The 26958-nt window shown below is 48.5% G+C and carries 29 protein-coding genes; 18 read left to right on the top strand and 11 right to left on the bottom strand.

Annotation, left to right across the window (positions count from 1 at the left end; translation table 11 throughout):
- The first annotated feature begins 143 nt into the window (after positions 1 to 143).
- The gene (gene tatC / locus G3M78_11190; GenBank protein QPJ65926.1) at positions 144 to 1016 is read left to right on the top strand and encodes a twin-arginine translocase subunit TatC; all 873 of its coding nucleotides are present in this window, start codon (positions 144 to 146) and stop codon (positions 1014 to 1016) included.
- A 49-nt stretch (positions 1017 to 1065) separates the two neighbouring features.
- Here the strand turns inward: tatC and G3M78_11185 are convergent, their stop codons facing one another.
- Entirely contained in the window at positions 1066 to 1551 is a 486-nt protein-coding gene (locus tag G3M78_11185; protein ID QPJ65925.1) for a CPBP family intramembrane metalloprotease, read from the bottom strand.
- Positions 1552 to 2312: 761 nt separating this feature from the next.
- On the opposite strand from G3M78_11185, the gene rpiB reads away from it, so the two are divergent.
- The 8 genes from rpiB (at position 2313) to G3M78_11145 (ending at position 10318) form a co-directional block, all read left to right on the top strand.
- Positions 2313 to 2798 carry a ribose 5-phosphate isomerase B gene (rpiB, locus tag G3M78_11180; GenBank protein ID QPJ65924.1) on the top strand — a complete coding sequence of 162 codons (486 nt, stop codon included), beginning with the start codon at positions 2313 to 2315 and terminating at the stop codon, positions 2796 to 2798.
- A 1-nt stretch (position 2799) separates the two neighbouring features.
- Positions 2800 to 4047: a serine hydroxymethyltransferase gene (locus G3M78_11175; GenBank protein QPJ65923.1), complete on the top strand. Its 1248-nt coding sequence runs from the start codon at positions 2800 to 2802 to the stop codon at positions 4045 to 4047.
- A 9-nt stretch (positions 4048 to 4056) separates the two neighbouring features.
- Entirely contained in the window at positions 4057 to 4542 is a 486-nt protein-coding gene (gene nrdR, locus G3M78_11170; protein QPJ65922.1) for a transcriptional repressor NrdR, read from the top strand.
- A gap of 153 nt (positions 4543 to 4695) precedes the next feature.
- Positions 4696 to 5481: a cytochrome c biogenesis protein CcsA gene (gene ccsA / locus G3M78_11165; protein ID QPJ65921.1), complete on the top strand. Its 786-nt coding sequence runs from the start codon at positions 4696 to 4698 to the stop codon at positions 5479 to 5481.
- 1 nt (position 5482) lies between these two features.
- A complete protein-coding gene (locus G3M78_11160) occupies positions 5483 to 6757 on the top strand; it encodes a glutamyl-tRNA reductase (GenBank protein QPJ65920.1) in 1275 nt (424 codons plus the stop codon).
- Entirely contained in the window at positions 6757 to 7692 is a 936-nt protein-coding gene (gene hemC / locus G3M78_11155; GenBank protein ID QPJ65919.1) for a hydroxymethylbilane synthase, read from the top strand. The genes G3M78_11160 and hemC overlap by 1 nt, the downstream gene beginning before the upstream one ends.
- 14 nt (positions 7693 to 7706) lie before the next feature.
- Positions 7707 to 8735 (top strand): diguanylate cyclase, encoded by a 1029-nt coding sequence (locus tag G3M78_11150; protein QPJ65918.1) that lies wholly within the window; start codon positions 7707 to 7709, stop codon positions 8733 to 8735.
- A gap of 257 nt (positions 8736 to 8992) precedes the next feature.
- A complete protein-coding gene (locus G3M78_11145; GenBank protein QPJ65917.1) occupies positions 8993 to 10318 on the top strand; it encodes an L-lysine 6-transaminase in 1326 nt (441 codons plus the stop codon).
- A 64-nt stretch (positions 10319 to 10382) separates the two neighbouring features.
- Here the strand turns inward: G3M78_11145 and G3M78_11140 are convergent, their stop codons facing one another.
- Positions 10383 to 11636 carry a Glu/Leu/Phe/Val dehydrogenase gene (locus G3M78_11140; protein QPJ65916.1) on the bottom strand — a complete coding sequence of 418 codons (1254 nt, stop codon included), beginning with the start codon at positions 11634 to 11636 and terminating at the stop codon, positions 10383 to 10385.
- Positions 11637 to 11744: 108 nt separating this feature from the next.
- Between G3M78_11140 and nadC the strand changes: the two genes are divergently transcribed.
- Positions 11745 to 12602, top strand: coding sequence for a carboxylating nicotinate-nucleotide diphosphorylase (gene nadC, locus G3M78_11135; GenBank protein ID QPJ65915.1), 858 nt, complete (start codon positions 11745 to 11747; stop codon positions 12600 to 12602).
- Positions 12592 to 13017, top strand: coding sequence for a hypothetical protein (locus G3M78_11130; GenBank protein QPJ65914.1), 426 nt, complete (start codon positions 12592 to 12594; stop codon positions 13015 to 13017). Before nadC ends, G3M78_11130 begins: the two co-directional genes overlap by 11 nt.
- On the opposite strand, the gene G3M78_11125 is transcribed toward G3M78_11130, so the two are convergent.
- On the bottom strand, positions 13014 to 13436 hold the full coding sequence (locus G3M78_11125; protein ID QPJ65913.1) for a DUF1566 domain-containing protein: 423 nt from the start codon (positions 13434 to 13436) through the stop codon (positions 13014 to 13016). The two genes, G3M78_11130 and G3M78_11125, sit on opposite strands and share 4 nt — an antisense overlap.
- 214 nt (positions 13437 to 13650) lie before the next feature.
- Between G3M78_11125 and G3M78_11120 the strand changes: the two genes are divergently transcribed.
- From G3M78_11120 to G3M78_11110, 3 genes are all read left to right on the top strand, one after another.
- Entirely contained in the window at positions 13651 to 13887 is a 237-nt protein-coding gene (locus tag G3M78_11120) for a hypothetical protein (GenBank protein ID QPJ65912.1), read from the top strand.
- Positions 13888 to 13943: 56 nt separating this feature from the next.
- Positions 13944 to 14501: a hypothetical protein gene (locus G3M78_11115; GenBank protein QPJ66839.1), complete on the top strand. Its 558-nt coding sequence runs from the start codon at positions 13944 to 13946 to the stop codon at positions 14499 to 14501.
- Between the two features lie 236 nt (positions 14502 to 14737).
- Positions 14738 to 15238 (top strand): hypothetical protein, encoded by a 501-nt coding sequence (locus G3M78_11110; GenBank protein ID QPJ66838.1) that lies wholly within the window; start codon positions 14738 to 14740, stop codon positions 15236 to 15238.
- 51 nt (positions 15239 to 15289) lie between these two features.
- On the opposite strand, the gene G3M78_11105 is transcribed toward G3M78_11110, so the two are convergent.
- Positions 15290 to 15595, bottom strand: coding sequence for a flagellar biosynthesis anti-sigma factor FlgM (locus G3M78_11105; protein QPJ65911.1), 306 nt, complete (start codon positions 15593 to 15595; stop codon positions 15290 to 15292).
- Positions 15596 to 16125: 530 nt separating this feature from the next.
- Between G3M78_11105 and G3M78_11100 the strand changes: the two genes are divergently transcribed.
- Complete coding sequence (locus G3M78_11100; GenBank protein ID QPJ66837.1) at positions 16126 to 16326, top strand: heavy-metal-associated domain-containing protein; 201 nt, start codon at positions 16126 to 16128, stop codon at positions 16324 to 16326.
- 33 nt (positions 16327 to 16359) lie between these two features.
- On the opposite strand, the gene G3M78_11095 is transcribed toward G3M78_11100, so the two are convergent.
- A complete protein-coding gene (locus G3M78_11095; GenBank protein ID QPJ65910.1) occupies positions 16360 to 17535 on the bottom strand; it encodes a PDZ domain-containing protein in 1176 nt (391 codons plus the stop codon).
- Positions 17528 to 18247, bottom strand: a complete 720-nt coding sequence (ubiE, locus tag G3M78_11090) for a bifunctional demethylmenaquinone methyltransferase/2-methoxy-6-polyprenyl-1,4-benzoquinol methylase UbiE (GenBank protein ID QPJ65909.1) — start codon at positions 18245 to 18247, stop codon at positions 17528 to 17530. Before ubiE ends, G3M78_11095 begins: the two co-directional genes overlap by 8 nt.
- A 278-nt stretch (positions 18248 to 18525) precedes the next feature.
- On the opposite strand from ubiE, the gene G3M78_11085 reads away from it, so the two are divergent.
- The gene (locus G3M78_11085) at positions 18526 to 19074 is read left to right on the top strand and encodes a DJ-1/PfpI family protein (protein QPJ65908.1); all 549 of its coding nucleotides are present in this window, start codon (positions 18526 to 18528) and stop codon (positions 19072 to 19074) included.
- Between the two features lie 130 nt (positions 19075 to 19204).
- A complete protein-coding gene (locus tag G3M78_11080; GenBank protein QPJ65907.1) occupies positions 19205 to 19438 on the top strand; it encodes a hypothetical protein in 234 nt (77 codons plus the stop codon).
- A 76-nt stretch (positions 19439 to 19514) separates the two neighbouring features.
- On the opposite strand, the gene G3M78_11075 is transcribed toward G3M78_11080, so the two are convergent.
- The 5 genes from G3M78_11075 to G3M78_11055 all read right to left on the bottom strand — a co-directional run bounded on the left by G3M78_11075 (position 19515) and on the right by G3M78_11055 (position 24987).
- Complete coding sequence (locus tag G3M78_11075) at positions 19515 to 20396, bottom strand: PhzF family phenazine biosynthesis protein (protein QPJ65906.1); 882 nt, start codon at positions 20394 to 20396, stop codon at positions 19515 to 19517.
- Positions 20397 to 20454: 58 nt separating this feature from the next.
- Complete coding sequence (gene asnB / locus G3M78_11070) at positions 20455 to 22335, bottom strand: asparagine synthase (glutamine-hydrolyzing) (GenBank protein ID QPJ65905.1); 1881 nt, start codon at positions 22333 to 22335, stop codon at positions 20455 to 20457.
- A gap of 97 nt (positions 22336 to 22432) precedes the next feature.
- Positions 22433 to 23362, bottom strand: a complete 930-nt coding sequence (locus G3M78_11065; protein ID QPJ65904.1) for a transketolase family protein — start codon at positions 23360 to 23362, stop codon at positions 22433 to 22435.
- Between the two features lie 55 nt (positions 23363 to 23417).
- A complete protein-coding gene (locus G3M78_11060; protein QPJ65903.1) occupies positions 23418 to 24239 on the bottom strand; it encodes a transketolase in 822 nt (273 codons plus the stop codon).
- Positions 24240 to 24351: 112 nt separating this feature from the next.
- Positions 24352 to 24987 carry a response regulator gene (locus tag G3M78_11055; protein QPJ65902.1) on the bottom strand — a complete coding sequence of 212 codons (636 nt, stop codon included), beginning with the start codon at positions 24985 to 24987 and terminating at the stop codon, positions 24352 to 24354.
- 453 nt (positions 24988 to 25440) lie between these two features.
- Between G3M78_11055 and G3M78_11050 the strand changes: the two genes are divergently transcribed.
- Positions 25441 to 26958 (top strand): TolC family protein, encoded by a 1518-nt coding sequence (locus G3M78_11050; protein QPJ65901.1) that lies wholly within the window; start codon positions 25441 to 25443, stop codon positions 26956 to 26958.

The raw sequence follows: 26958 nt of genomic DNA, 5'->3' as shown, positions 1-26958 counted from the left end.
ATTGAATTTACTTATTTTATTAAGTAATATGTTCCTTCCTATGACAATCGGTATTTTATCATCAGATTCGATGCATACCTGATTTCGGTTTGAATTCCAAAATCGCGACGCCTGATGCGCCCCATATCAATTAGAGGAATCTAGTGGTTAAAACTGTTCAATTTACTGAAAAAGTTCCAATCAGTCACCATTTAATTGAATTGAAAGACCGGCTCATCCGGGTGGCATTAGTCGTTGCCGTTTTTTTTGGACTTTCTTTCTATTTCATAGATTTCCTCCTGCTTTGGTTACAAGACCCGCTACCCCCAAAATACGCGGAATTGACTTTCATCACGCCAACCGAACCGTTTTTTACAGCGATGAAGGTCTCATTCATGGGTTCCATCTTCATTTCCATGCCCATGATTCTGTATCAAGTATGGGAATTCATATCTCCTGGGCTGAAGGTCAAGGAAAAGAAGATCACCTTCATGTTTGTCGCCTTTGGCACCCTGTTCTTCCTGATGGGCGGCATTTTCTGTTATTTCCTTGTGCTTCCGCTCGGACTCAAATTCCTGCTGACCTACGGGGTCAACTGGTGGAAAATGCAGGTCACTATCGGCTTTTATTTTTCCTTTGTGGTCAAACTCATTCTCGCCTTTGCCTTTGCCTTCCAGACGCCTCTTCTGATGGTATTGTTGACCAAATTCGGTCTGGTCAACACGGTCAAGATGAGATTCTATCGGAAATGGGCTTTTCTCGGCGCCTTCGCTCTTTCAGCTGTTCTCACGCCGCCGGACATCATCACTCAGGTTCTTTTGGCAGTCCCGCTTTATGGACTCTATGAGTTTGGCGTTGTCGTTTCCCGCTGGTTTGAAGATCCCAAAGTAAGAGCCAGGGTCGAAAAAGAAATGGCTCTGCAGGAGGAAATGCGCAAAGCCAAACAAAAAGCCGCAGGTTCAGCCAAAAAAACAAAAGCCGGAGCGGGTAAGCGTACGGACAAAAAACCAACCGGCTCTCAAAAAGCATCCACCTGAAACTTGTGACATCCAGCCCTTAAGGGCTGGATGATTTTCATATCCCTTTCTAATAGAGAAATACCAGGAACGGGATCAAATTGGAAAGCGGTCCTGCTATCAATAGCCCGGATATACTGGCGGCGCAATGAAATACCACAGGGCCGATCAGCGAACCCGTCGCCTTGAACAGACCCGCCGATACCAAACCCAGCAGGAACCAGGACATATCAAAGCTAAAACTCCCCACCGCAAACAAAGCTCCCGCCAGATAAATCGCCAGGATGGGGGACATCGCCTTCAAAAGGAATTTGATAAAAACCCCGGTGAACAGCGTTTGAAACAGCACGCTCTCGATTAACGCGCGCGCGCCAAATAAAGCCAGCTCAGGCAATGAATTGTCTTCCAAGGGGGAAGCAACCGCATCTGCAAACAAACGATCCTGACCCAGCGCCGCCACTCCAGCGCTCAACAAATATAATGAGCCAATCAGCAAAATGCCCGGAGCCAAGCCGCTGAACAGATAATAGAGAGTCCGGTCAAACACCCAGCCCATTCGATAATTTGAAGTGAGCAGAAGAGTTAAGGAGACGGTTAAGAATAAAGCACAAGGCATGGCCCAAAAAAACCATCCCGGCCAGGAAAGTTGAAAATAGAATTGAATGAAAGCAAAAGAGGAAAGGTAAAAGAACAGGCAAGCGATCTGAAAAGCAACTCGGTTCTGCACTAAAGCGCAATCAGGAGAGTCGACAAGGGGACGGGATCAACTCAATTCTCATGGAGAGATCGAGCGTTCATCTTCAGAAGGAGCGTTTGAGGATGCGCCGCTGATATGAAACTGGTTTTCCGTGAAATTATTAGCGGTCAAAACTCCAGCGCCAGCTCCCAAAGCCACTTTACTCGAAATAGGGGCAGGGGAGGTAATTTCCTTTGTCATGATATAGGAGCTCAGGTAAAACCCGCCAAAAATAAAAAGAGACAGGGCGCAAGACTCCAAGAAGATATTCTTCCACATAATCTGAACGAAAATAGACGTTTGAATTGTATTTACAAGACAATATTATATTAATTTTTAAATAATCTTGCAATATTAAAGACTCTCTCAATTTTGCAAAAAGATAATTTTTCCATTCTCAGACGAAATACAACTATTTACTTAACTCAGTGAGCAAGGTATATTGAGAAAAATGGCCTCAAATTGCCCTTTGTAGGCAATCTAATTGGATTGCGTTCATTGAGTTGATTCCTATTCCCGTTTTTAACCGCACCGATCTTATATCATTTGAAGCAACACCGGTTAGCCAGCAAGGACTTGAAATGAAGAATATCGCTATCGCATCAGACCATGCAGGCTATGAGTTAAAGCTAAATGTCGTTAGTTTTTTACTTCAGGAAGGCTATGAAGTGAAAGACCTGGGTCCCTGTAACACCGATTCGGTAGATTACCCAGATTACGGCATGTCTCTAGCCCAGGCCGTTTCACAGGGACAGTTCAAACGCGGTATCGTTATTTGCGGCACCGGAATCGGCATGTCCATCGTCGTCAATCGTTTCCCCAAAATACGCGGAACCCTTTGTTCAGACGTCTATACAGCCAAATTGTGTAGAGAACACAACGACTCCAATATTTTAGTCATGGGCGGTCGCGTCATCGGACCCGGGCTGGCCCAGGAAATTGTCAAAACCTGGTTGACGACCCCTTTTGAAGGAGGGCGCCACCAGAACCGTCTCGATAAAATCAATAAAATTGACGAAACTTTACAAACCAACGGCGTTAAAGCCGAGCTAGAACGGGAGGCATAAATTGTCTTTAGCTGAATTCGATCCTGAAATTTCCAATGCGATCGCAGGTGAACTGCACCGCGAACAAAGCACTCTGGAAATGATCGCATCCGAAAATTTTGTAAGCCCCAGGGTACTCGAAGCCCTCGGCTCTGTAATGACCAATAAATACGCCGAAGGCTATCCCGGAAAACGCTATTATGGCGGTTGCGAGTGCGTGGATATCGCCGAAAGTCTGGCGATTGAACGCGCTAAAAAACTTTTCGGCGCCGAACACGCGAACGTCCAGCCGCATTCAGGATCGCAAGCCAATATGGCGGTATTTCATACCGTCCTCAAACCCGGCGACACCATCATGGGCATGGATTTGTCCCACGGCGGCCATCTCACTCATGGAAGCCCTGTCAATTTCTCCGGCTACAATTACAAAGTTGTCTCCTACGGACTGAATAAAGAGACGGAACGAATCGATTACGATCACGCTCTGGAATTGGCGAAAGAACATAAGCCGAAAATGATTATTGTCGGCGGTAGCGCCTATCCCCGCATCATTGACGCCGTCAAATTCAAAGAAATCGCCGATGAAGTGGGCGCTCGAATCATGACCGATATCGCCCACCCGGCGGGTCTGGTCGCCACCGGTCTTTATCCTTCTCCGGTGCCGCATTCTGATTTTGTCACCACAACCACTCATAAAACCTTGCGAGGACCGCGCGGCGGAATGATCCTGTGCCGTGAAAAAGATGCCCGCGAAGTCAACAAGCGCATTTTCCCGGGAATCCAGGGCGGACCTTTGATGCATGTCATCGCCGCCAAAGCCGTCGCCTTTAAGGAAGCGCTGATGGATGACTTTGTAACTTATCAAAAACAAGTCATTAAAAATGCGCAGACGCTTTCCAAATTTCTTTCCGACAATGGATTCAAAATCATCACCGGGGGGACCGACACACACCTCATGCTGGTTGACCTGAGACCTCAGGATATCACCGGTAAGGACGCCGAGCATGCGCTGGAGCAGGCGGGAATCACCGTCAACAAAAACACGGTGCCCTTCGAGACCCAAAGCCCCTTTGTCACCTCCGGCATACGCATCGGAACGCCAGCCCTGACCACTCGCGGCATGAAAGAACGCGAAATGGAATTGATTGGCGGAATGATTATCGAAGCCATCAAAAGAAAAGACGACGCCGAGTTCCAGAAGGAGACGCGACAGAAAGTCATGGACCTTTGTGAACAATTTCCGCTCTATGGCGAATTTGCCACACGTTAGGGATTTTTCATGAAATGTCCGGCATGTTCCAACCTGGAAAATAAAGTCATTGATTCCCGTCTGAATAAAGAAGGCGACATCATTCGTCGCAGACGCGAATGTCTGAGTTGTCAGGAGCGATTCACCTCCTACGAACGATTGGAAAAAACCCTCCCGATGGTCATCAAACGCGATGGTCGACGGGAGGATTTTGACCGCATGAAAATCGTTCATGGGGTGAAGACGGCCTGTCAGAAACGACCCATCAGCATTGAAAAAATTGAAGACCTTGTCGATCGCGTCGAGCAGTATTTTCAGGAATTGGGCGAAAAAGAGGTTTCGGCAGTCGCGATTGGCGAGAAAGTCGTCAAGGAACTCTATAATCTCGACGATGTCGCCTATGTCCGTTTCGCTTCAGTCTACCGCTCCTTCAAGGACGTCAACGAATTCATGGTAGAACTCAAAGAAGTCCTGAAAAACAAGCAAGACGCGCCCGCCAAAAACGACCTGATATAAAGCGGCTTATGCCCGCCGAAAAAATCCTTCATATTCCATGCAGAAAGCCACCCAAATCATTGAATCCTTTACCGTAAAATGATAGCATAGCGCTACTCTATTAGAAATTCTTTGATATGATGAGGTTTATCGCTTCCCAATCTGCGAACCGAAATGACGAAAATAGCTTTTAATATTTCAGTCATCAGTTACTTGTGCGCCTCGGTTGCGTTTTTTATATTTCTGGTATACAGAAAGGCCACTTTATCTAATATTGCGAATGTTCTGGTGGGCATCGGGCTGGTTTTTCATACCTTGATGATCGGCCTGCGGTCAGCGGAAACAGGCCACGGCCCCTACACCACTTCGTTTGAAGTTGCGGTGTTTTTTTCCTGGGTGGTTGTGATCGGCTACTCCGTTACGGAATGGAAATACAGAATCAAGGATCTGGGGGCCTTTGTCATCCCCGTTGTTTTTCTCTCCTTGTTTTATTCTATCTTCCTTTCCAAAGACCTGCCGGTGCAGGATTCAGAAGCCGCCTTGTGGATGACGCTCCATCGCGCCCTGTCCGTACTGGGTTATGGCGCGTTCACCGTCGCTTTTGCTGTGGGTGTGATGTATCTGATACAGGAAAATCAGGTCAAATCCAAGAAGCTGGGCATCATGTATTTTCGCATGCCCTCGCTGGAAATGCTGGACACCTTGAATGATAAAATCATAGCGATCGGTTTTCCGCTGTTTACTTTGGGATTCATGACAGGCTCCATCTGGAATATCAAAATGGACCTGCCGTTTTTTTCCTGGAGCGCTATGAAAACCTGGCCTCTCGTATTGGTCTGGCTGGTGTATGGGGCGGTATTCTTCGGACGCCTTGCCATTGGCATGCGAGGAAAAAAAGCCGCCCAGGGAGCGATTTTTGGTTTTATACTGGTTATATTAACTTATCTAATGCACGTTTAAGATGGCTGAATCAAGACTGGTCATGGTGGGGGTCAATCACAAGGGAACCCCCGTAGAGATTCGCGAGCGCCTGGCATTCACTCCGTCAAAAATCGAGGAGTCCGCCGAGCGACTGGTCGGACGCTACGAGATCATTGAACACATTATCCTGTCGACCTGCAACCGGGTGGAAATCTACGCCCGCGTCAAGGATCAGGATGAGGGGATCCGTTCTCTCAAGAAATTCATCGCTGAATTTCACGGCTTGTCCTTTAACGATCTGGACCGTTATTTTTACAGCTATCGCGACTACCGTTGCGTCGAGCATCTGTTTTGCGTCTCATCCAGTCTGGATTCGATGGTGCTGGGAGAGTCCCAGGTACTCGGACAAGTCAAAGACGCCTACAACCAGGCCCGCGCCATGCAGGCGACTGGAATGGTTCTCAACCAGCTCTTTGAAAAAGCCTTCACCGTCGCCAAAAAAGTTCGCGAAGAAACCGGGATCGCCGAGCGCGGCGTGTCCATCAGTTCCGCCGCAGTCGAGCTTGCCAGGAAGATCTTCGAGGATTTGGAAAACCACTCCATCTTGCTGGTCGGGGCAGGTGAAATGGCCGAACTGGCCGCCAAACACCTTATCAGCTATGGCGTGAAAACCGTCTATGTCGCCAGCCGAACCTATGAACGGGCCGTCACTCTGGCCTCGACCCTGAACGGCGCGGCGATTGACTTTGCCAATTTCAACGAAGAATTGCATCGGGCCGATATTGTCATCACCTCCACGGGAGCGCCGCACTTCATCATCAAAAAAGAGATGATCGAACAAGCCATTCACAAACGCAAGAACAAGCCCATGTTCTTCATAGACATCGCCGTTCCCCGCGACATCGAGCCCGAAGTCAACGAACTCGAAAACGTCTATCTGTACGACATCGACGACTTGCAGTCCGTTGTTTCCGCCAATATCAAGGAGCGCGAAAAAGAAGCCATTGAAGCGATGGATATCATTCATGGCGAAGTCGAAAAATTTAATAACTGGGTGGATTCTCTCGACGCCGTGCCCACCATTGTGGAACTGCGCAACAAGGCGGAATTGATTCGGCAAAAAGAACTGGATCGCACCCTCAAAAAAATGGGATCGCTCTCCGAGGAAGATCGTCTTTCGATCGAGCAAATGACCACGTCGATCATCAACAAGATTCTCCACCACCCCACGATAAACCTCAAAAAGAAAACCCAGACGCAAGATGGTCATCATTATCTGAAAGCCATCCGGCATCTGTTTCACCTGGACGATTAATGGATATAACAAAAGTAGTGATTGGTACGCGAAGTAGCGAATTGGCAATGTGGCAGGCAAACTGGATAAAATCTCTCATCGAAACCCAGGAAATTGAAAACCAGGTCGTTGTCGAAATTTTAAAGATTAAAACGCTGGGCGATAAAATCCTCGATGTCCCTCTCAATAAAATCGGCGGCAAAGGTCTTTTCGTCAAAGAGATCGAAGAAGCCATCATGCGCAAGGAAGCCGATATTGCGGTGCATAGCATGAAGGATGTACCAATGAAATTGCCCTACGAACTCAGCATCGGGGCCATCACGGAAAGAGAATCCCCCTTCGACGCGCTGATTTCAACATCAGGACAAACGCTGGATACCCTGCCCAAAGGCTCCCGGATCGGAACCAGCAGTCTGCGCCGAAGCTCGCAATTACTGGCCTACCGACCCGATTTCGAAATCAAACAATTGCGCGGCAATATCAATACCCGACTTGCAAAACTCGAAGCCGGTGAATTCGACGCCATCATTCTTGCCGCCGCAGGTTTGCACCGTATGGGCTGGAACGATAAAATAACGGAACTGATTTCTCCCGATGTGATCCTTCCCGCCATGGGGCAGGGCGCAGTCGGCATTGAGAACAGAACCTATGACATGGATATACAAGCCATCGTCGGCAGACTCGATCACGAAGAAACCCACCTCACCGTTGAAGCGGAACGCGCTTTCGTACAATATCTGGAGGGAGGGTGTCAGGTGCCCATTGGCGCCTACGCGACTCTCGACGGCGACGAGTTGACCTTAAAAGGACTTGTAGCAAGTCTCGATGGCAAAACCATCATTCGATCCCAAATCACCGGCCCCAGCTACGAAGCCAGAAAAATGGGTTTCGATCTCGGCGAAGAAATTTACGAGAACGGGGGAGGGGTGATCCTCAAGGAACTCCTTCAGAATTAACTTACACAGAGATTATGAAAAAGCACTCCATCCTTCTTATAGACGACGAAGAAACCATTCTAATTTCCCTGCAATACGCTCTGGTGAAAAATGGCTATCAGGTGGACATTGCCAATAACCCGGACGATGCCCTCGCTAAAGTCAAGGAGTTTGATTATTCCGTCGTTGTGACAGACCTGCGCATGAAAGGTCAAACCGGACTGGAAGTGCTCAACCAGATCAGAAAGATTCGCCCCAACACCTTCCTTCTGATCATGACCGGTTATGCCACTCTCGAGTCCGCAATCGAGGCCATTCGCGTGGGCGTCGCCGATTTCATGTTAAAACCCTGCAAGGAAGGCGAAATCGCCAAACGTATTTCCCTGTGTCTGGAGCAAATTGAAAAGAAATGGGCCGTCGAAAAACACACGGCAGAACTGGAAAAGATCAACCAAAAGCTTCAGGAAGAACTGGCGTTAAAAGATAAAATTGAAAATGAATTGAGGGAGAGTCAACAATCTCTTTTACAGCACAACCAGTCGCTTCAGCAACTGTCCATTTTAGACGCCTTGACCGGCGTGTTCAACCGACGCTATTTCGACGAAACGCTGGATAAAGAGGTCAAGCGTTCCGCACGGGAAAAACAGGAACTCTGCCTCCTCATGATGGACATTGATTATTTCAAGAATTTTAACGACACCTACGGGCATCAGGCAGGCGACGACTGTCTCAAACGAGTTTCGCACGCGCTGGACAATAATCTGCACCGTCCCGCAGATTTCATCGCGCGCTATGGCGGAGAAGAGTTTGCCGTGGTTCTGCCGGGAACAGGCTCCCAGGGCGGCATTCAAGTCGCAGAAGCCTTGCGCTCTGCCGTTTCCGGACTCTCCATTCCACACAAAAGTTCACAAACTATAAACCATGTGACCGTCAGCATTGGACTCGCCTACGGCATTCCCCACAGCATCCATAGCGAAAAAAATCTCATTGCCTGCGCCGACCGCGCCTTATACAAAGCCAAAGAGCAGGGGCGCAATCGCGTAGAACTGGAATCGTTTTCCTAAGAGAATTCCCCACACACAATTCGACCCGAGTACCGCTGAAAAGACAGAAGCATTTTCGTTAAAATTCTTTTTATCTGTTTCCCCCCTCGTCTCGCTTCAAAAAGTTATTTTTCTCTCGCAACAGGAACATTAATTTTTTTTCATGAAATAGAAATCATCATTCCCTGCCTCCGAAAAGAGAATCCACCGCGCCATACGCGCCATCTTAATTAGAAGAACAAAAGAATATTCTGTGAATTCAGTCAAGGAGATCTTCCATGAAAGCCTCAAAGGTAGATTTACCCAAAGTCGCTGTCTCGCAAATCAAACAGTTCATGCTGTTCACACCGCCTTATCTTGTCGTCGACTTCGACAAAAGCCAGGGTTCCTATTTGCATGACTCTTTGACCCAACGGTCTTACCTGGATTTCTACACATTTTTTGCGTCCCTGCCCGTTGGATTCAATCACCCGGAACTCAATGAACCGGCTTTCTTAAAAGAAATCTATCGAACCGGCAAGTGCAAGCCCGCCAACTCCGACGTCCTGAGCGTAGAAATGGCGGAATTTGTCAGCGCCTTTCATGACATGGCGACGCCGCAAGGCTTCGATCATTTTTTCTTTATTTCAGGCGGCGCGCTCGCAGTCGAAAACGCCATGAAAACGGCATTCGACTGGAAAGCGCGTAAAAATATTGAACGGGGCATTCACGACAAAGGCTCTCAAATTCTTCATTTTCAAAAAGCCTTTCATGGGCGAACGGGATACACGCTCTCTGTCACCAATACCTTTGAACCAAACAAAACGAAATACTTTCCAAAATTCAACTGGCCGAGAGTGACCAGTCCTTATATGCAATTTCCTCTAACGGCTGAAAACCAGAGAAATGTCGAAATTCTTGAAGAACAAACCTACCGGGAAATTGATGAAGCCTTCAAGAATAATCCGAATGACATCGCCGCCATCCTCATCGAACCCATCCAGGGCGAAGGAGGAGACAACCATTTTCGCGCTGAGTTTTTTCAAATGCTTCGAAAAATCGCCGACGAAAAGGAAGCCTTGTTGATATTCGATGAAGTGCAAACCGGCTTGGGATTGACCGGGAAAATGTGGTGCGCAGAGCATTTTGGGGTCATGCCCGACATCATCTGCTTTGGTAAAAAGGCCCAGGTCGCCGGCATCATGGCAAACGAACGGATTCAGGAAGTGGAAAGCGTTTTCACCGTTCCCAGTCGCATTAACTCGACTTTTGGCGGCAATCTGGTCGATATGGTGCGTTGTCGAAAGTATCTTGAGATCATCGAAAAAGAAAATCTTCTAAAGAATGCAAGCGACATTGGGGATTATCTGTTGGATGGCTTGATCCAATTGGCGGGCAAATACGATTTTGTTGGCAATGTCCGTGGACGCGGGCTGATGATCGCCTTCGATTTACCCGACTCTAAATCCAGAAACAATTTCATCGATCATCTGCGCGAAGCCGGTTGCCTTGTTCTCGCCTGCGGAGAACGATCCGTGCGCCTGCGACCTCCGCTCAACCTGAGCGTGTCGGAAGCCGACGAAGGACTGACGCATTTCGAAGCCGGTTTCAAAAAAGTTCCATAAATAACTGAAGCCCCCTGTTCACAATAGAACAGGGGGCTTTCTGCATCTCGAGAACAATGAATCGCTAGATCCAGATTTCCTTCTCTTTGACATTCAGGCGTTCGTGAGCGAGGATTTCCGCCGCGTCGCGAAATATCAAATCCTCATTTTCCAGCGTCATCGCCATGATGGACCTTGTATTATTCCGCACCGTCTCGTAGATGCGATCTTCCAGATAATTTCGAAAGCCGCGCGCATCGACCCGCTCTCGGTAGGCCGCATCGGAAGTGTATTCCAGTTCCGCCGCGCAACCGATCACACCGCCCGCATTGACGATGAAATCGCACAAAGACACAATACCGCGTTTCTTCTGAAGATAATACTCCGTCACTTTACTGCTGGGAACATTAGCCCCCTGTAAAACATAGCGACACTGAATTCGGTCCGCATTACGCGCCGTGATAGCGTTCGGGCGGGCCGCAGGAATCAAGAAATGACACGGGGCCTCCAACAGCCAATGCAAACGATCCGGCCCCCATTTCTTATCAACCTTGCCGGAATAGGTATCAAGCCCCCAGGGATTGCGACGCGCCGTGCGCAATGCATCAAGGTCCAGTCCCTGCGCATTCCAAAGCGCCGCATGAATGTCCGACGCGCCTACAATGCGAGCTCCGCGCGCCGCCAGCTTCTCCGCAATCCGGGAACCGACATTGCCATAACCTTGCACAACCACATCGCAATGCTCCAGCTTCAAATCTTCATCCAAGGACTCAAGCGTCTCAGCCGCGGCAAACAGACCGTGCGCCGTCAAGCCCCAATCGTCTATCGGCACGCCGCCTAGCTCGGGAGGACGACCCGCGCCGCCTCGACGATGGTTTCTCGCGCCAAGTTTTGTTGAGTAAAGATCGTAAATCAGCTGAATGTCCTGCTCATCCGTTCCCATATCAGGAGCAGGAATATAATCCGAAACCTCAAAGGCCGCTTCGGCAAATTTTGCAATCAGTTCTTTTTTCATCGCCGGCTCGCTACGCAGAATTTCAGCATCCGCGATGATTCCCGATTTGCCTCCGCCAAGCGGTAAATTAGCGGCGCTGTTTTTCAGAGTCATCACATGCGCAAGGCGCATCACTTCCCCCAGTGTCAGATCGGGGGCGATGCGAATTCCTCCAAGGCCAGGACCTCTCAGCGACTGATCCACAACGATAAATCCCCAAACCCGACCCGTATCAGGGTCCAGCATCCTGTAACGTCCAGAGGCCTCCCAGGCGCTGTGACTGAACCGGTCGTTCATGTCCTCCGCAGTCACTTCTTCAAGTTGTAATCTCTGTGGTAATTGCATGGAATCATCCAACCGGCTTCAGAGCCGGGAAATTTGAGCGGATAAAAAAATCAAAATGAATTATTATGAGCCAATTAATAAATAATTCGTATCAAAGGATTGCGTAACATGCACCGCCCAAGCGAAGAACAAATTCAGAATTTACTGAATCTGGCCCTGCAAGAGGATGTCGGCACAGGAGATATTACCACACGCAACTTGATCCCCGAGGGGAAAATTCTGATAGCGGAAACCACCGCAAAGGAACATCTCACGCTTTGCGGGCGGGATTTTTTTCAAGCTGTCTTTAAGAAACTGGATCCCGAAGTGCAAATTGAGTTTGCCGCCAATGACGGGCAGGAATACAATGAAGGTGATCTGTTGTTTCGCATGAGAGGGCAGGCGAGAGCCTTGCTGGAAGGCGAAAGAACGGCCCTGAATGTTCTGCAACATTTAAGCGGCATCGCCACCCTGACGCGCGCCTACGCAGAGCGGGCCAAACCGGCGACTCTGCTCGACACGAGAAAAACCTGGCCGGGCTTGCGAACATTTCAGAAATACGCCGTCGCTTGCGGCGGTGGGAGCAATCATCGTTTTGGGCTCTACGATGCGGTTTTGATCAAAGACAATCACATCAAGGCCGTCGGAAGCATTGCGCAGGCCGTGTCAAAAGCGCGCGACAATTTGGCGCCCGGTTTCCCGGTCGAAGTTGAAACCTCCAACTTGCAAGAGGTTCAAGAAGCGGTGCAGGCAAAAGCGGAGATCATCATGCTCGACAACATGTCTATCGAAACGATACAAGAAGCGCTAAAAATAATCGACGGCAAGGCCAGGACGGAAGCCTCAGGAAACGTCAGGCTGGAAAACCTTCATGAAATTGCCTCAACAGGGGTCGATAGCATTTCGGTCGGACGCATCACCCACTCGGCCCCCTCCATTGACATCAGTATGAATTTTATCTGGGAAGAAGGCTCTCATGCCCTGTAGCGATACCACCGCCAGCATGTCTGTGACGCTTGACTATGACGAACGCCTCGTCGATTATATTTTTGCGAAACTGTCCTGCGACAAAACCGTAGGCGGAGGCGGTCCCTTCAAGAAATATTGCATCGGCCAATCCATTGAAGCCATTGGCGCGCTGAGTCTCGATGCGCTGTTTGCGCAATTCGATACCGAAGACGAAGAAGAACGCTTTTTACTTTATCTCGACTGGGAAGCCCTGACCGCTTGCGCCGCGCTTTATCTGGGAGACCGCAGTCCCGTCGACAACGACCGCTATCAAATTGCCTCCATCTCGCAGGATGAAAAGGGCGTCACGATCCTCATGGATGTGAAGCCCCTGAAAGAAATGCCTCCTCCAGTGTCTTGTCACACTGAAGCCAAAAAACAGAACGACAATTAATCTCCGCACAAACGCACCAGACGAACGTAGCCCTGAGAAAAATCCTGATCAAAGAACTGCGATATGCCGCTGGCGTATGAGAAGTAAAAAGCCGCGCGCTGGTCGAAAGGCAGGCACCAGGAACCGTTGCCGCCCTGAGGAGCAAACAAGGGGTCGATATGAATTTCTTCTTTTGAGCGGGCCAGATTGATCGACTCGGGAACGTACAAGGCTTCGATTTCCTCGCGTTCCGCGATACGCCAATCGTGAAATCCCATCAAATCTTTTTTATTCATCTCATCGACAAACGCCAGCGACTCCTGAAAATCAAGCCAGTCGTGCGCCAGATGCCACGAGTCCTGACTGCACCAGACAAGACCTGAATTATTGTCCGTTATGGTTCCGTCGCCATTGTCCGTAAATCGGGGTGAATCGCTCATAGGCTCGCTCCATAAAATAAATTGAAAGATGAATCCATTTTTTTATTAATTCCATAGTCTTCAGGACCTTAAGCCAGTAAACTGTTAGACGGAAATATAAAATAGATGATAGCTTTTCAATGCCATATTTGGTAAAAACCTAAAGTTTAGGTTTTGAGGGAAGAATAATCAAGTAGAACCGACTCACTTTTTCATATAATTTTTCTGATACTGTATGACGCTGTTCGTCTACGAATGTGAACAATGCAAGCACCTGATCAAACACTCCCTCGGCGGAGCGGTGGGAAACATTTATATATTTCCCTGCCCCAAATGCATCGATAATAATCGCTTCCGCTTCATCCGCGAAGGCAGTCCTGAATTTGACTGGTATAAAGAACCGGTAAAAATTAAAAATAAAAAACGGAGAGACGGCGATAATCTTCACTCCAACGCACCGGATAGAGAATGAAACATACTTCTAAATGCATGCGCCAGCAAATTGGGCTGGCCCTTATCAGCGCCTCCCTGTTCATATTGCCAGAACCTGCGCAAGCCTTGCTCGCCTCGGGACTCGTTGACTCGATTCCCCATCTGATTCAGGCGGAAAGCGTCGAATGCGGCGAAAAATTCATCCCCCTCAATTATTACGAACAAGGTTCCCTCTATGCGGCGATCGCAAGCATCGTTTTAATTTTTGCCGGGATTTTCATCGACAAAGCGATGGTCAAACGTTCGCTCTGGTCTCTGGCGGTGATTCCCTTGTGCATCTGGGGCTATATCAATTATGGAGTGGATTTCGCTCACATCAAGAAAACAATTTTCGCGTATGACACGGCGGCGGAAAACGCGCTGGCGAATATCGCGGAAGCGCAGGATCGTTACAAGTCAGAGCAGGGGACTTACATCAAAAATCTTCAGAAAATTCATTCTCACACCGCCGGCTCTCATGGCATGGACGCCTGCGTGCGCATCACAAAAATCAACGCCACCTTCGATCAGTGGTCTGCAGAAGCGACGCATGTATCCAGCCCCAACACCATCACATGGGACAGCGCCTCCGGTAGCTCGCTGAAGAAGGGATGAATCCAGCTACATCTCATTACAGAAAGCCAGACCTTCAGTTTGCGCCCCAGCCTTATACGTTTGAAATCCGCAGAAGCATATTCCTGTCAATGGACCTTTGCCAGGAACGCAGGATTCCCCCCTATAATTCCAGCCCTCAATGCAACTTGACAATTTGACCGCCCGGCCTAGAATGAAAGAACTATAACCATTTAAAGAAAGAATCCGCCATGTCGCCAAAGATGGATAAAGATGAAATGGTCAAAGAAATCGTTCTCGATATGTTCTACACGACGAAGGGGGATCTGAACAAGATCAACACTGCCATCGACGCCAAATTCAAAAAAGAACGGACGCGTAGCATCACCCTGTTCGAGAAATTCATTCAATCCAGAATCGGCATGAACAACAAATCTTTGAAAATGGCGAATATGGAGATCACCGCTGTCGAGGCTATCTACCTCAGCCGCTATCCTTACCTTGAGGAGCTTGAAAGTATTGATTTGCGTCAGAATTTTATTGGAGACGTGGGTTTGCAGGCCATCGCGCAATCGCCGCAATTCGCCAATTTAAAGAAGCTGGATGTGAGGAATAATCAGATCACCCGCGTTGGGGCTTTGGCGCTCGCCGAAAGCGATCTCATGCCGCTGTTGGAAAGCGTCGATTTGAGATCGAACAAACTTGGGAAACGCTGGGAAGAAAAATTAAAGGAAGGCGACAATTTCCCCCACCTCACAATCGTGAAAGCGGGGCAATAAATAGTCGACCGGAGTTGATGCCTAGAGATACCTTCTTTGAAAGCAACTCTTTTAGAATATCACCTGGTTTTTTTGTTCCCTGATTTTCTGCACCATCTTGTCCGCAATCTCATCCGCTTTCACGTCATAGGAACCTTTTTCCAGAACGCTCTTGAATTTGTTCACCAGGTCCATACGTAGCTCGCCGCTTGTTGGCGCAGACTTTTTCGAGGCCTGAACTTTTGAGGCGACTGAAAGCGTAACGCGATCCTCCGACTCCCCTTTGCTGGAAACCGTTTTCGCTGATTTCGCCACCGGGCTCGCTTTATTGATTGCTTGACGACGGATAATTTTAGATGCTGGGTTCAACTCATTCATGCTGTCCTCCTAGAAAGGTTCCATGAACTGCATTGACTCCCTTGATACAAAGTCGCACTTCTCCAATCCGCCACAACAGGTCGCAGTTGTTGCTTACCTAAATTGGATTGAATACGTCCAGGATTCCTTACAATTCGATTCGTCATTAGCCATTTCCTCCTTGAAATGGAACGATGGGTCGTCGTTTACAACTGTCATTTTTATTAATTTTACGGATTCATGGAACCAGCCCTCCAGCCATTCCATATATGATTTTTCGGCTTTTAATTAATATTCTTGAGTTATTTAACGGTTTTCACATAAATTAAATGTCTGATATTTTGAATATAAAGATCCGCTTCAGGTCCTCTCAGTGAAAGCAAGCCCATTTAATTTGTAACTGATTGAAATAATTGATTTTAAAATTACCTTGAATCCAATAGTGTCCGAAGGGCTTCAAACATACATTGCAGTTCCAAAAAGTCGAAACTTCAATTGGCTTTCAAATTCATCTCTAAATAGAAAAACTAAGGAAGGGTTCCGTCATGCAAATGCAAATCATCGACGTCGATGGAATGACCTGTGGTCATTGCGTGGAAACAGTCACCAAGGCCTTGAGCAAACTCTCAGGCGTTCACAATGTTCAGGTGAGCCTGGAACAGGGAAATGTCAGTTTTGATTTTGAGGAAGACAAGGTCGAAATGGAGACCGTCCGGAGCGCGATCACTGAAGTCGGCTTTGAAGTGAAATAGGGCAGGGCTAACGCTAAATATAAAACGTAATGCTCAAGAGAAGAGCTTGCCGATTTTGATCCACAATCGTTTTTCTTCTCCGTTTCGAAAAATAGTGACTTCAACTTTTTTTCCGATCTCAGTATCGGCGACCATCTGCTGAAACATTTTTGAATTGGGAACCTTGCCGCCGTCGAACTGGAAGATGATGTCGCCGCGTAGAATGCCACCGCTTTCAGCCGGTGTCTTCTCCTGAACGCTGTTCACCAGTACGCCAGACGCGCCCTGGGGCAAATCGAAGGATTGCGCCAACTCCGGCGTCAACGACTGAATGCCAACGCCCAGCCAGCCGCGCTCGACATTACCGTGGTCAATCAACTGGCGACTGACTTCCAGCGCCATTTTAATTGGAATGGCAAAGCCCACACCAGAACCCAACTCCGCGACCGCCGTGTTGATGCCGATAATCTCCCCGTCCAGATTCACCAAAGGACCGCCGCTGTTGCCGGGATTGATGGAAGCGTCGGTCTGGATGAAATTTTCATAGGTGGTGATGCCAACGTCATAGCGACTCTTTCCGCTGACCACGCCCACCGTCACCGTTCCTTCAAGGCCGTAGGGATTGCCGATCGCCATCACCCATTCGCCCACCTCAACCTTTTTGGAATCGCCAAATGTACCGACCGGGAAACTTCGGAACGATGAGATTTTGATGACGGCGAGATCGGTTTTGGGGTCCACGCCAACAAGATCCGCATACAAATTCCTGCCGTCCATCAACTTCACCAGCAGGCGCTCGCCATCTTCAACCACATGATGATTCGTCAAGATATGACCGTCTGAATCCAGCAGGATTCCCGATCCCAAATGATCCAGCGCGTATTTCTTGCGCGCCACTTTCTTCTTGGCCCAATCCATGAAACGGTAGTACCAGGGAACATCCTGCAAAGAGGGCGCATGCCAGGAAGAATTTTCCAATTGCTCTTCCACGCTGTTGATGCTCACCACAACCGGCTTGACGCGCTTGGCGTTGCGAACAAAAGCATTTTGCAATTCCAAAAGATTTTTGAATTCGGGGCGATCCGCAAAAGGACTTTCACGGACGGAAACTTTTTTAATCGTTGTTTCCTCTTCTTCAAAGAAAGAAGCGTTCTGCAAGGAGATCGATACAACCAGCGCTATGAGGAGCAGGGCGCTGCCCGGCCCATAGAGATTGCGGTTATCAAACATGCTTGCGCCCCCAGTAAAGCGACACGATGCCAAAGGTCAAATTCCTGAAAGCCACCTCGCGAAATCCCTGGGCCTCCATCATCTCAACAAAACGGCCGCGCTGAGGAAAACGTAAAACCGATTCGGGAAGGTAAGAGTAAGCCGCGCCATGACGTGAAATCAATCGACCAATGAGAGGCAGGACCCGGACAAAATAAAACTGATAGGCCCACTTCAAAAAAGGATGATCTGGCAAAGAAAATTCGAGCACAACGAGTTTCCCCCGGTCTTTAAGAACTCTCAATATTTCCGACAAACCCTTTTCCGGTTCGGCAAAATTACGAATTCCAAACGCAATCGCCACGCCCGAAAATGAAGCGTCTGCAAAGGGCAACGCGTCTCCGCTGGCGCCCACTAAAGCGATATCGACCGACTCCTTGCGCGCCTTGACCTGTCCCAGTTGAAGCATCGGATGGCAAAAGTCAGCGCCGATCACCCGCGCCCGGCTCTTTCTGCGCACCTTGATCTCCAAAGCAAGGTCTGCGGTTCCCGTCGCCAAATCGAGATAACAAGCGTCGTCCTCGGGCTCCAGTAAATCCACCGCCTTGCGCCGCCAATAGATATCCTGACCGCAACTCAACAATCGATTCAAAAAATCATAGCGCGGAGCGATCGCCCCGAACATGGATTCGATTTGTTGAGCGAACAGGGAGGTTCGATCCGTTAGAGTCATTATTGCTTTGTCTGTTAGTTTAACACAAATTGTAACTTATACAGCTCGATCAAACAAGTCAATATGCTACATTATCAACAGGTTCAGTATTCTATGCGATGATTTCCTAACGACCTGAAAGCTGAAATTCTAAACTCCAAATCAAACGGCTCTTAAATAATAATCAGGACGCATTGCAGGAAATGGATTGAACATCTATATTAGCTCTAAATGATTGGAATGTTTTTAAAACAGGATTTAAAGGAAATCGAAGCTAACTCAAATGAAAGTTCTAACTCATGAAAAAAGTTCTGGTTGCTCTTGCGCAGGGCTTTGAGGAAATCGAAACGATCACCGTTGTCGACATCCTGCGACGTTCTGGAGCGCGCGTTACGCTGGCAGGTTTGAGCGAAGGGCCAGTCGAAGGCTCACGCGGGGTTCATGTCATGCCCGATTGCCTGTTGAGCGCCGTCGACCCCGTCGAATTCGAGATGATCGTTTTGCCAGGGGGAATGCCGGGAACATCAAATCTTCAAAAAGATCCCGGCCTCCTCGATATCCTGCGACAGATGCACAGTGGCGACAAGTTCATCGCGGCTATCTGCGCCGCTCCTCTGGTTCTGCAAACGGCGGGAATTTTGAAAGGGGATCACATCACCAGTCACCCTTCGGTTCGGGAAAAACTGAATGGAGTCAACTACGAGGAGGAAAGGGTGGTTGTCGACGGAAAGATCATCACCAGCCGCAGTCCGGGAACGGCAATGGAATTTGCCATGAAACTGGTGGAATGCCTGTTTGGGATCGACCGGGTCCATATCGTCAATGAAGGCGTATTGGCGAAACTTTAACTTTTTTTGAAAATCCGTGATCGGGATACCACATTTTTTTAAATCCTTTCACGAAACGAGTGCATCAAATTCTAAAATTGACGACTGAACCCTCGTTAGATCAGAGGTCAGCTTTTATAAGGTCGAGATCATGCACGTGAATATTTCAAGAAGCAAATTACTTATCAACAAAAAGCGTTTTTCCTACAAGCCTCGAAAAGCCAAAAAACCGGCTTTGAGATGCAACCATTGCGGCGGCGCCATCCGTTTCAGCGGCGAGTTGGAAGCTTGCCTGATGTGCTCCAGAGACGTTTCGCATCATTGCGGCGCCTGCGCTTATGTTCGTCCCGATTTTGTCGTAGACGAAAAACAGAAGTCAGCCTGAATTTCTTAAGACGAAGACCGTTCTGTCAGTAAAGCGCTCACGCTTTGCAGATTTCGTCCATTGATGATCTGATCTCTCAGATCATCATCTGCCCCTCTATTATCAGAACGCTGGACCCACCCACTTTGATTTTCATCTGACTCCCGGATTCCCATTCGATCCCTGCAATGATTTGCGACGGGCGATTGATCTCATAGCCTTGTTCAATGACAAAATGCTTCAGGGTTTCTTTGTCCAAAACTTCATTCTTTGCCAGATAAGCTGAAAGCGCTCCAGCCGCGCTCCCGGTTGCCGGGTCTTCAGGAATGCCAATTCCCGGAGCGAAAGAACGCGAATGCACGGATGCCCCCTGTGTTTCCAGCGTAAAAACATACAGCATATCGACGCGAGAAAGATCAAGTAAAGCATTAAGAGATTGACCATTAATCATTATATTTTCAATACTTTTCAAACCATCAATGGAAACATACAGGGCGGCAAGCCCGGTACTGCAAACTTGCGGCTCTGCGACGCCTCCAATGAGCCGGGAGTCCAGATTCACCGCCTTGGCAATCAGTTCCAGATCGTTCATGGTCTTGCCAAACTGAGCCTCCGGTTGTTCCATGAAATACTCATCCTCGTTTCCACTGACCACCGATATCGTCTGAGCTGGCAGGCCCAGTTGAACTGAATTCTTCGATTTAACGCGCATCCCGGTCTTGCAAATGACATAGGCGGTCCCGATCACCGGGTGCCCCGCAAAGGGGATTTCCTTCGCCGGGGTGAAGATTCGCATGCGATAATCCACCGATTCCGAGTCGGAAGGATAGAGGAAAACCGTTTCCGACAAGTTCATCTCGCGCGCGATTCTCAATAATAAAGACTCATCCAAACCCGAAGCGTCTGGAAAGACCGCCAACGGATTGCCGCCAAGAGGGGAATTCGTGAAAACATCAACCTGATAAAATGGAATTTTCATAGACTGAAGCCTTAAATATTAATACTCGAAACCCATTTAGGGAAATGAGCCTGAAACCTTAAATATTCCTTAAAACCCATTTTTTAAGGACATAAATAGCCCAGGGTCGCGACCAGGCGGTGCGACCTTTTAGAAACTGGTCCCATACTCTCCTGACGCCCTTGTCCTGTAAATAAGGGTCAAGGATGGGGACATGAGTGAATAAAATCCGCTCCATCTCCTCACGCAATTCGCCACGCATCCACACTTCAAAGGGCAGGGTGAAACCGGCCTTGCGACGTTTGTCCATGCCTTCCGGCCAATTTCCCTGCAAGGCCTTATACATAAGCGGCTTGAGAGGCCCCTGAATCTTGAATTTCTCATTGGCCGACAAGGAAAACATCCACTCCACCAGCAAATGATCGACCCAGGGAACGCGAATTTCCAGGCCCTGCGACATCCCCATGACATCGGCATCTTTCAGAAGGGTCGGAACCATGTATTGTGTCGCCTCAAGAAATGAGACCTGATTCAACAAATCCCAATCTGCAACTGAATCCACGAGAAGCTGTGCGCGGCGCCAATGAAGCTCCGTTTCAGCCTCAAGATCGCCCTCGTTTTCCCAAAGCTGATTCAGCTCGGAACCGCTGAATAAAGAACGCAGTAAAAACCAGGGATGCGGTCCCGAATGATCGCCGCTCATCCAGCGTAATAATTTGGTATCCCTGTCATTGCGACTGAATTTTCTCAACAACGCCGACATGCCCTTAACAAAGGATCGTGGCAGGCAATTTAAAAGATTCTGATAACGCGCCAGTTTGGGGAGCAATTGAAATGAAGGGTAACCGCCAAACAATTCATCCCCGCCAAGGCCAGAAAGAGCCACCTTCCATCCATTAGCCCGCGCTTGTCTGGAGATCAAAAATACGTTCAAACCGTCCAGCGTCGGCTGATCCATCGCCGCAATAAAGTCCGGCAAGGACTGCAATGCCTCATCGGGGCTTATATTTATCTTCTGATGATCCAGATTCAGAAATTCCGCAGTTTCCCGCGCATATACGGATTCATCGTAAGCAGATTCAGAAAAAGACATGGACAGGGAGCGCGGACGGGGAGGGGGGCACAAGGAGGCCACGGCGCAGGAGTCCATCCCGCCGCTGAGAAAGACGCCGACGGGAACATCACTCACAAGCCGGGAATTGACGGCAGACTGCAAATGCTCTTTAGCCGATTTTTCAATATCAGCCTGTTGTTTGATGGAGAAAGAGGCCGGATTCCACCAGGATTCCTCATGAAAATCGCCCGAATTCCAAATAGCAAGATGCCCCGGTCTCAGTTCCTTGATGCCTTCGATCAAAGTATCGGGAGCCAGGGGGCGCCCAAAAGAAAGGAACTGGAACACAGACTGAGGCTTGAGCGTTTTCGCCGGAATACCCGTGGCAAGAATGGATCGAATCTCAGAAGCGAAAATCAGGCAATTCTCATCCTGATAATAATACAGCGGCTTGACGCCCAGACGATCTCTGGCAAGCGATAAGGTTTCACGCGCCGAATCCCAATAACCAAACGCGAACATGCCGCGCAGGCGATTCAAGCCATTAGCCAGATCATCCTTGATCGTATGCAAGAGGACTTCGGTGTCGGAATCAGACCGAAAGGTAACAGAACTTTCCAGCTCGCGGCGCAGTTCTTTGTAATTATAGATTTCATTATTGGAGCTGATCCAGACTGAGGACTCTGAATCCGACATAGGTTGTCGGCCCGCATCCGAAAGATCGATGATGGACAAACGGCTGTGCCCGAAGCCGACCCAGAGGTCTGCCGTATCTTTTAATACGACGCTTCGCTGTCCATCCGGCCCGCGATGCTCAAGTCGGGACAGCATACGATCCAGTAGAATTTCAGGAGGCTCTGGTAGATTTTGAGGCTGGAACGCCAGAATCCCGGCGACACCACACATGAATAAGAGCTCTCAAGGAAGGATTAAACAATCTAAACGCTGGTTCCCATAATAGATATTATGTCAACTAAGAATGGGAACCTTTAAAACTTCAGCTTCAGTCCAGAATCGACTTCAAAGCAGAAACGATATGACTTGAAGACAAACCGTACTTCTCATACAACTGAGCGCCCGACCCCGTTTCAGCGAACTGGTCTTTCACGGCGATTCTCTCAACCGGCTTGTGAATTCTGTTTCGCAACAAAACTTCGCCGACTGCGTCGCCCAGACCGCCGATGAAATTATGATCCTCGGCAGTGATCACCGCCTTGTGCTTTGACGCCTGTTCAATAATCATTTTCTCATCCAGAGGCTTGATCGATGCGACATTCACCAGAGTGACGCTCGGATTGCCACCGATCGCTTCTATCGCCAGTAAGGACTCTTGCACCATTCCGCCCGTTGCGAAAATGACCACATCTGACCCTTCGCGTACCACGCTGGCCTTGCCAATTTCAAATTTATAGGACGAATCGTAAATCCCCTTGAGCTTGGCGCGTCCCAAACGCAAATACGCAGGCCCCGTGTATTCAGCCAAGGCTTTGGTTGCCTGACGCGCCTCTTCCCAGTCCGCAGGTTGAATGACGACCATATTCGGTATTGCACGAGTGTAGGCCATATCAACGATCATCTGAGCGCTCGGCCCATCCTCACCAACGGCGATTCCGGAATGCGTTCCAACAAGTTTCACATTGGTGTTGGAATAAGCCACGCTGACCAGAGTCTGGTCCATACTGCGTCCCAAAAGAAAGCAAGCGAAGCTGGTAGCGAATGGAATCTTACCCGTCGTTGCCAGACCTGCCGCCGTACAAACCATATCGCCTTCGCTGATGCCCATATTGAAGAAGCGATTGGGATATTTGTCGCCGAATTTCTTGGTTCGCGTGCTGTCGCTGACTCCAGAATCCAAAACCACCACCTGCTGATTCGCCTCGCCCAGTTCCAGCAAAGCCTCTCCATACCCATCTCTTGTTGCGCCGTCAATCATTGAGTCACTCACCTGTATAAATGCTTTAGTGTATTTACTATTCGATTTAAGAAACTTACGCTAACTCTGCTAAAGCCTTGCTAAAATCTTCATCTGATGGAGCCACGCCATGCCAGGCTGTCTTGCCTTCCATGAAGCTCACGCCCTTGCCTTTTATCGTGTCGGCAATAATGACACGCGGCTTATCCTTCGCGACCGGCTTGCTCAATGCGTCCATGATTTGTCCCATATCATGACCGTCAATCCGCAGGACGTCCCATCCAAAAGACGCCCACTTATCTTCCAAAGGTTCGAGGTCTTTCAGGTCCTTCGTTATATTGTCCTGAGCCACTTTGTTGTTATCGACAATCGCAATCAGGTTGGAGCTTTTGAATTTGGCCGCAGACATCGCCGCTTCCCAGACCTGCCCTTCCTGCAATTCTCCGTCGCCCATGACAACGTAAACCCGGCTGTCAGGAAAAGACTCTTTCAATCCCAAAGCGATGCCGTGTCCCACGCTCAAGCCCTGCCCCAGACTGCCAGACGCAATCTCAACGCCAGGCGTTTTCGGGTGCGGATGACCCGATAGAAATAATTTACTATTGATCTTTCTATAATCGACCAGATCGTTTTCAGGGAAATATCCCGCTTGAGCCAGTACACAATAAAACATCGCAGAGGCGTGTCCCTTGCTTAAGAGGAAACGATCTCTTCCAGGATCTTTCGGATTGGCAGGATCATATTTCATGATATTTCCGAAATACAGCGCCGTCACCAAATCGATCGCAGACAGACTGCCGCCAGGGTGACCGGAGCCAGCCCGATGAATGACAGTCAAAATTTTCCTTCGCAAAGTTTTTGCGAGGTCTTCCAGTTTCGTCAATTCTTGTGTGTCCAAAATCTTTTTCCCGGTAATCGATGAACGATAAATGAGCTAGATTTATAGCATAGAAGGCTCTCGGTTCCAAACAGGAAACCGAGGCAGGCGTAGATTCACAATAACATGCGGATTATTCCAGCGGAGATGATACGTATTTTTCGCAGGATTCAAGCAACTGGGTGAAATCTACCGGCTTTGAAAAATATTGATCGGCCCCCGCTTCCAGAATATCGGCTTCTGAATAACGCAGATCGCCGGAAACGACAATCACCTTCGCATTCTTCACCGTGGGGTTTTGTCTCAGCTTCTGGCAGACTTTGATTCCACTCAGCCCAGGCAATGCGAGATCAAGGATAATGATAGAGGGTTTGAACTCGGCGGCTTTGAGGCCCGCCTCAAGACCGTCGTACGCAGTTTCCGTCAAAAATCCATTCTTATCAAAATAGTTTTTCAGCAAATTGGTGAACTTCACTTCATCGTCAACGATCAATATTTTTTTCGTAGATTTTTCAGAAATTTCCTTCTCTAGAATATCCTGAATCATTTTGATCGTGTGCCCCTGCTTCTGCAAGGCATACACTTTCTTGCAACGCTCCTTGACCCATGCGGGATAGTAGCCGACGATCCCCTTCCCTCCAGGGTGAGCCTCTTTCTGCGGATCAGGGAAAAACTTGTATTTCTTTTGCCATAGCCATAAGGTTTTCCTTGTTATCGGAACCACCTTTAATATTTCCGCCGCAGTCACTCTTTCTTCGATATCACTCATCTCTGCTTGCCATTTTTTTGTTTGTTATTAACAGGCGCCTAAGCTTTTTTGAATACTAAAATGTTACACAGTGAATGTAACTTTTCAAGTGTTTTCTAAAAAAAATTACATACACCCATAAAGATATCATGATTGAGAAATGATTCCCTGCTCAAATTATCTGAAAAACCGATTTTTTTTAAATGCAACCACCCCTTGTACCTTACCTTCAAATTTACAGTTCTCTGATAAAGGTTTCTCCCAAAACTCCCGATAAATAATACAAATTCATGCCATTGCCCAGATTCTGTGTTGATTCCTGAAATTAATTAGAAAATAGCAAATATAAGCGTTTCATTTGCGAAATCCGGGGCTATAATAGGTTAACCGCTAAAAAATCAAACCTTTTTTATATATTTAGGAGCGCGCTACATGTACGTTTTACGCTCAATCAGAAAAACTTGTTTTTTTATTATGATTGCCACACTGCTGGTCCCGGCCCTGTCATTCGCCGACTCTCTTCCCCTGAGTTTAAAGGAAGCCGTATTTGGTACCTTGAACAGCAATATTTCCATCGCCGTTGAAGGCTTCAATACAAAAATCAAAAAGGAAGCCGTAAAAGACTCCGAGTCGGAATTCGACCCTACCATTGGCATGGAACTGACCTCTCAAGAACAAACGATCCAAAGCGCCGTCGCTGGCACCTCCACAGACAAAGGCAGGAATCAAGACACCGCCTGGAATCTTTCCTTGAGCCAGAAGCTGGTCACTGGCGCGGAATACAGCCTGGAATTTAATAACGGGATCAACAAAACCAATTCGCCCAACTCTGGACTCAACCCCAGCTACGACGCTGAGTTGCAATTGGATTTCACGCAACCCCTGCTGAAAAATTTTGGCATCGACACCAACAAGAGAAATATTTATATCGCCAACAACGACGTCAATATTTCAGAATTTGGTTTCAGGGACAAAGTCATCAGCGTCATCAGCGATGTTGAGAATATTTACTGGGATCTGGTTTTCAGTATTGAAGATTTGCGCGTCAAGCAAACCTCGTTAGGACGCGCCAAAGATCTGGAGCGGCGCGTCAAGGCTCAAGTCGATGTTGGAACGCTCGCACCTCTCGAAATTTTACAGGCCAAGTCCGAAGTCGCATCGCGCGAGCAACTGCTCGTCAGCGCCGAGGACCTGATCACCGATAATGAAGACAAATTAAAGAACACACTGAACCTGACATTCCTCGGCATCGAGGGAGATAAAAAGATCACTCCTGTAGACGCGCCAGTTTTTTTCGAAAAACTCGATCTCAATGTCGACGAAGCCATCAAGGAATCGCTATTGAGTCGCCCCGATTATCTGGCCAAACGCAAAGAGTTGGAGAACAAACGTATTCTGGTTCAGTACAATGAGAACCAAATCTACCCATCGCTCGATCTGGTCGCCAGCCTGGGCCTCAATGGTCTTGCCGGCGACGCCAAACCAATCACCCGCTTCAGCGGCGGAACCGTGACCAGCCAGTTCGACGGCGGTTATGGCGAATCCCTGTCAAACATGTTTTCCAGCGAATACTTCCTGTGGAAATTTGGCGTTCAACTCAGCTACCCGCTGGGCAACAAATCGGCGGAAAGCCAGCTCACATCAGCTCGCCTGGAATCAGCGCAATTGTTGATGGATTTAAAGGACCTCGAACGTCAGATCACGGTTGAAGTCCGAGAGGCCGCACGCCAGGTCAAAACCGATATCAAGCGTGTTGAAGCCGCCAGGGTCGCGCGCAAACTGGCTGAGGAAAAACTCGACGCGGAAGAGCAGAAATTTGCCGTCGGCCTGTCCACCAGTTTCAATGTTCTTGAATTTCAGGAAGACCTTGCAGAAGAACAAAGCAACGAGATCAAATCCCTGACCGATTTGAACAAATCCCGCATCAACCTGCGAAAAGCCATGGCCACGACTCTGGATGAGTATGGAATCAAATTAAGCGAAACCGAGTGA

It is taken from the genome of Candidatus Nitrohelix vancouverensis (assembly GCA_015698305.1).
GTDB classification, from domain to species: domain Bacteria; phylum Nitrospinota; class Nitrospinia; order Nitrospinales; family VA-1; genus Nitrohelix; species Nitrohelix vancouverensis.
Note: the sequence above shows the minus strand (reverse complement) of the source record. Positions and strands in the feature narration are given on the sequence as shown.

Excerpts from the sequence above, each read along its gene's own strand:
- G3M78_11185 (QPJ65925.1), bottom strand. The coding sequence starts at position 1,551 with ATGGGCTGGGTGTTTGACCGGACTCTCTATTATCTGTTCAGCGGCTTG.
- rpiB (QPJ65924.1), top strand. The coding sequence starts at position 2,313 with ATGAAGAATATCGCTATCGCATCAGACCATGCAGGCTATGAGTTAAAG.
- nrdR (QPJ65922.1), top strand. The coding sequence starts at position 4,057 with ATGAAATGTCCGGCATGTTCCAACCTGGAAAATAAAGTCATTGATTCC.
- ccsA (QPJ65921.1), top strand. The coding sequence starts at position 4,696 with ATGACGAAAATAGCTTTTAATATTTCAGTCATCAGTTACTTGTGCGCC.
- G3M78_11160 (QPJ65920.1), top strand. The coding sequence starts at position 5,483 with ATGGCTGAATCAAGACTGGTCATGGTGGGGGTCAATCACAAGGGAACC.
- hemC (QPJ65919.1), top strand. The coding sequence starts at position 6,757 with ATGGATATAACAAAAGTAGTGATTGGTACGCGAAGTAGCGAATTGGCA.
- G3M78_11150 (QPJ65918.1), top strand. The coding sequence starts at position 7,707 with ATGAAAAAGCACTCCATCCTTCTTATAGACGACGAAGAAACCATTCTA.
- G3M78_11145 (QPJ65917.1), top strand. The coding sequence starts at position 8,993 with ATGAAAGCCTCAAAGGTAGATTTACCCAAAGTCGCTGTCTCGCAAATC.
- G3M78_11140 (QPJ65916.1), bottom strand. The coding sequence starts at position 11,636 with ATGCAATTACCACAGAGATTACAACTTGAAGAAGTGACTGCGGAGGAC.
- nadC (QPJ65915.1), top strand. The coding sequence starts at position 11,745 with ATGCACCGCCCAAGCGAAGAACAAATTCAGAATTTACTGAATCTGGCC.
- G3M78_11130 (QPJ65914.1), top strand. The coding sequence starts at position 12,592 with ATGCCCTGTAGCGATACCACCGCCAGCATGTCTGTGACGCTTGACTAT.
- G3M78_11125 (QPJ65913.1), bottom strand. The coding sequence starts at position 13,436 with ATGAGCGATTCACCCCGATTTACGGACAATGGCGACGGAACCATAACG.
- G3M78_11120 (QPJ65912.1), top strand. The coding sequence starts at position 13,651 with ATGACGCTGTTCGTCTACGAATGTGAACAATGCAAGCACCTGATCAAA.
- G3M78_11110 (QPJ66838.1), top strand. The coding sequence starts at position 14,738 with ATGGTCAAAGAAATCGTTCTCGATATGTTCTACACGACGAAGGGGGAT.
- G3M78_11105 (QPJ65911.1), bottom strand. The coding sequence starts at position 15,595 with ATGAATGAGTTGAACCCAGCATCTAAAATTATCCGTCGTCAAGCAATC.
- G3M78_11100 (QPJ66837.1), top strand. The coding sequence starts at position 16,126 with ATGCAAATCATCGACGTCGATGGAATGACCTGTGGTCATTGCGTGGAA.
- G3M78_11095 (QPJ65910.1), bottom strand. The coding sequence starts at position 17,535 with ATGTTTGATAACCGCAATCTCTATGGGCCGGGCAGCGCCCTGCTCCTC.
- ubiE (QPJ65909.1), bottom strand. The coding sequence starts at position 18,247 with ATGACTCTAACGGATCGAACCTCCCTGTTCGCTCAACAAATCGAATCC.
- G3M78_11085 (QPJ65908.1), top strand. The coding sequence starts at position 18,526 with ATGAAAAAAGTTCTGGTTGCTCTTGCGCAGGGCTTTGAGGAAATCGAA.
- G3M78_11080 (QPJ65907.1), top strand. The coding sequence starts at position 19,205 with ATGCACGTGAATATTTCAAGAAGCAAATTACTTATCAACAAAAAGCGT.
- G3M78_11075 (QPJ65906.1), bottom strand. The coding sequence starts at position 20,396 with ATGAAAATTCCATTTTATCAGGTTGATGTTTTCACGAATTCCCCTCTT.
- asnB (QPJ65905.1), bottom strand. The coding sequence starts at position 22,335 with ATGTGTGGTGTCGCCGGGATTCTGGCGTTCCAGCCTCAAAATCTACCA.
- G3M78_11065 (QPJ65904.1), bottom strand. The coding sequence starts at position 23,362 with ATGATTGACGGCGCAACAAGAGATGGGTATGGAGAGGCTTTGCTGGAA.
- G3M78_11055 (QPJ65902.1), bottom strand. The coding sequence starts at position 24,987 with ATGAGTGATATCGAAGAAAGAGTGACTGCGGCGGAAATATTAAAGGTG.
- G3M78_11050 (QPJ65901.1), top strand. The coding sequence starts at position 25,441 with ATGATTGCCACACTGCTGGTCCCGGCCCTGTCATTCGCCGACTCTCTT.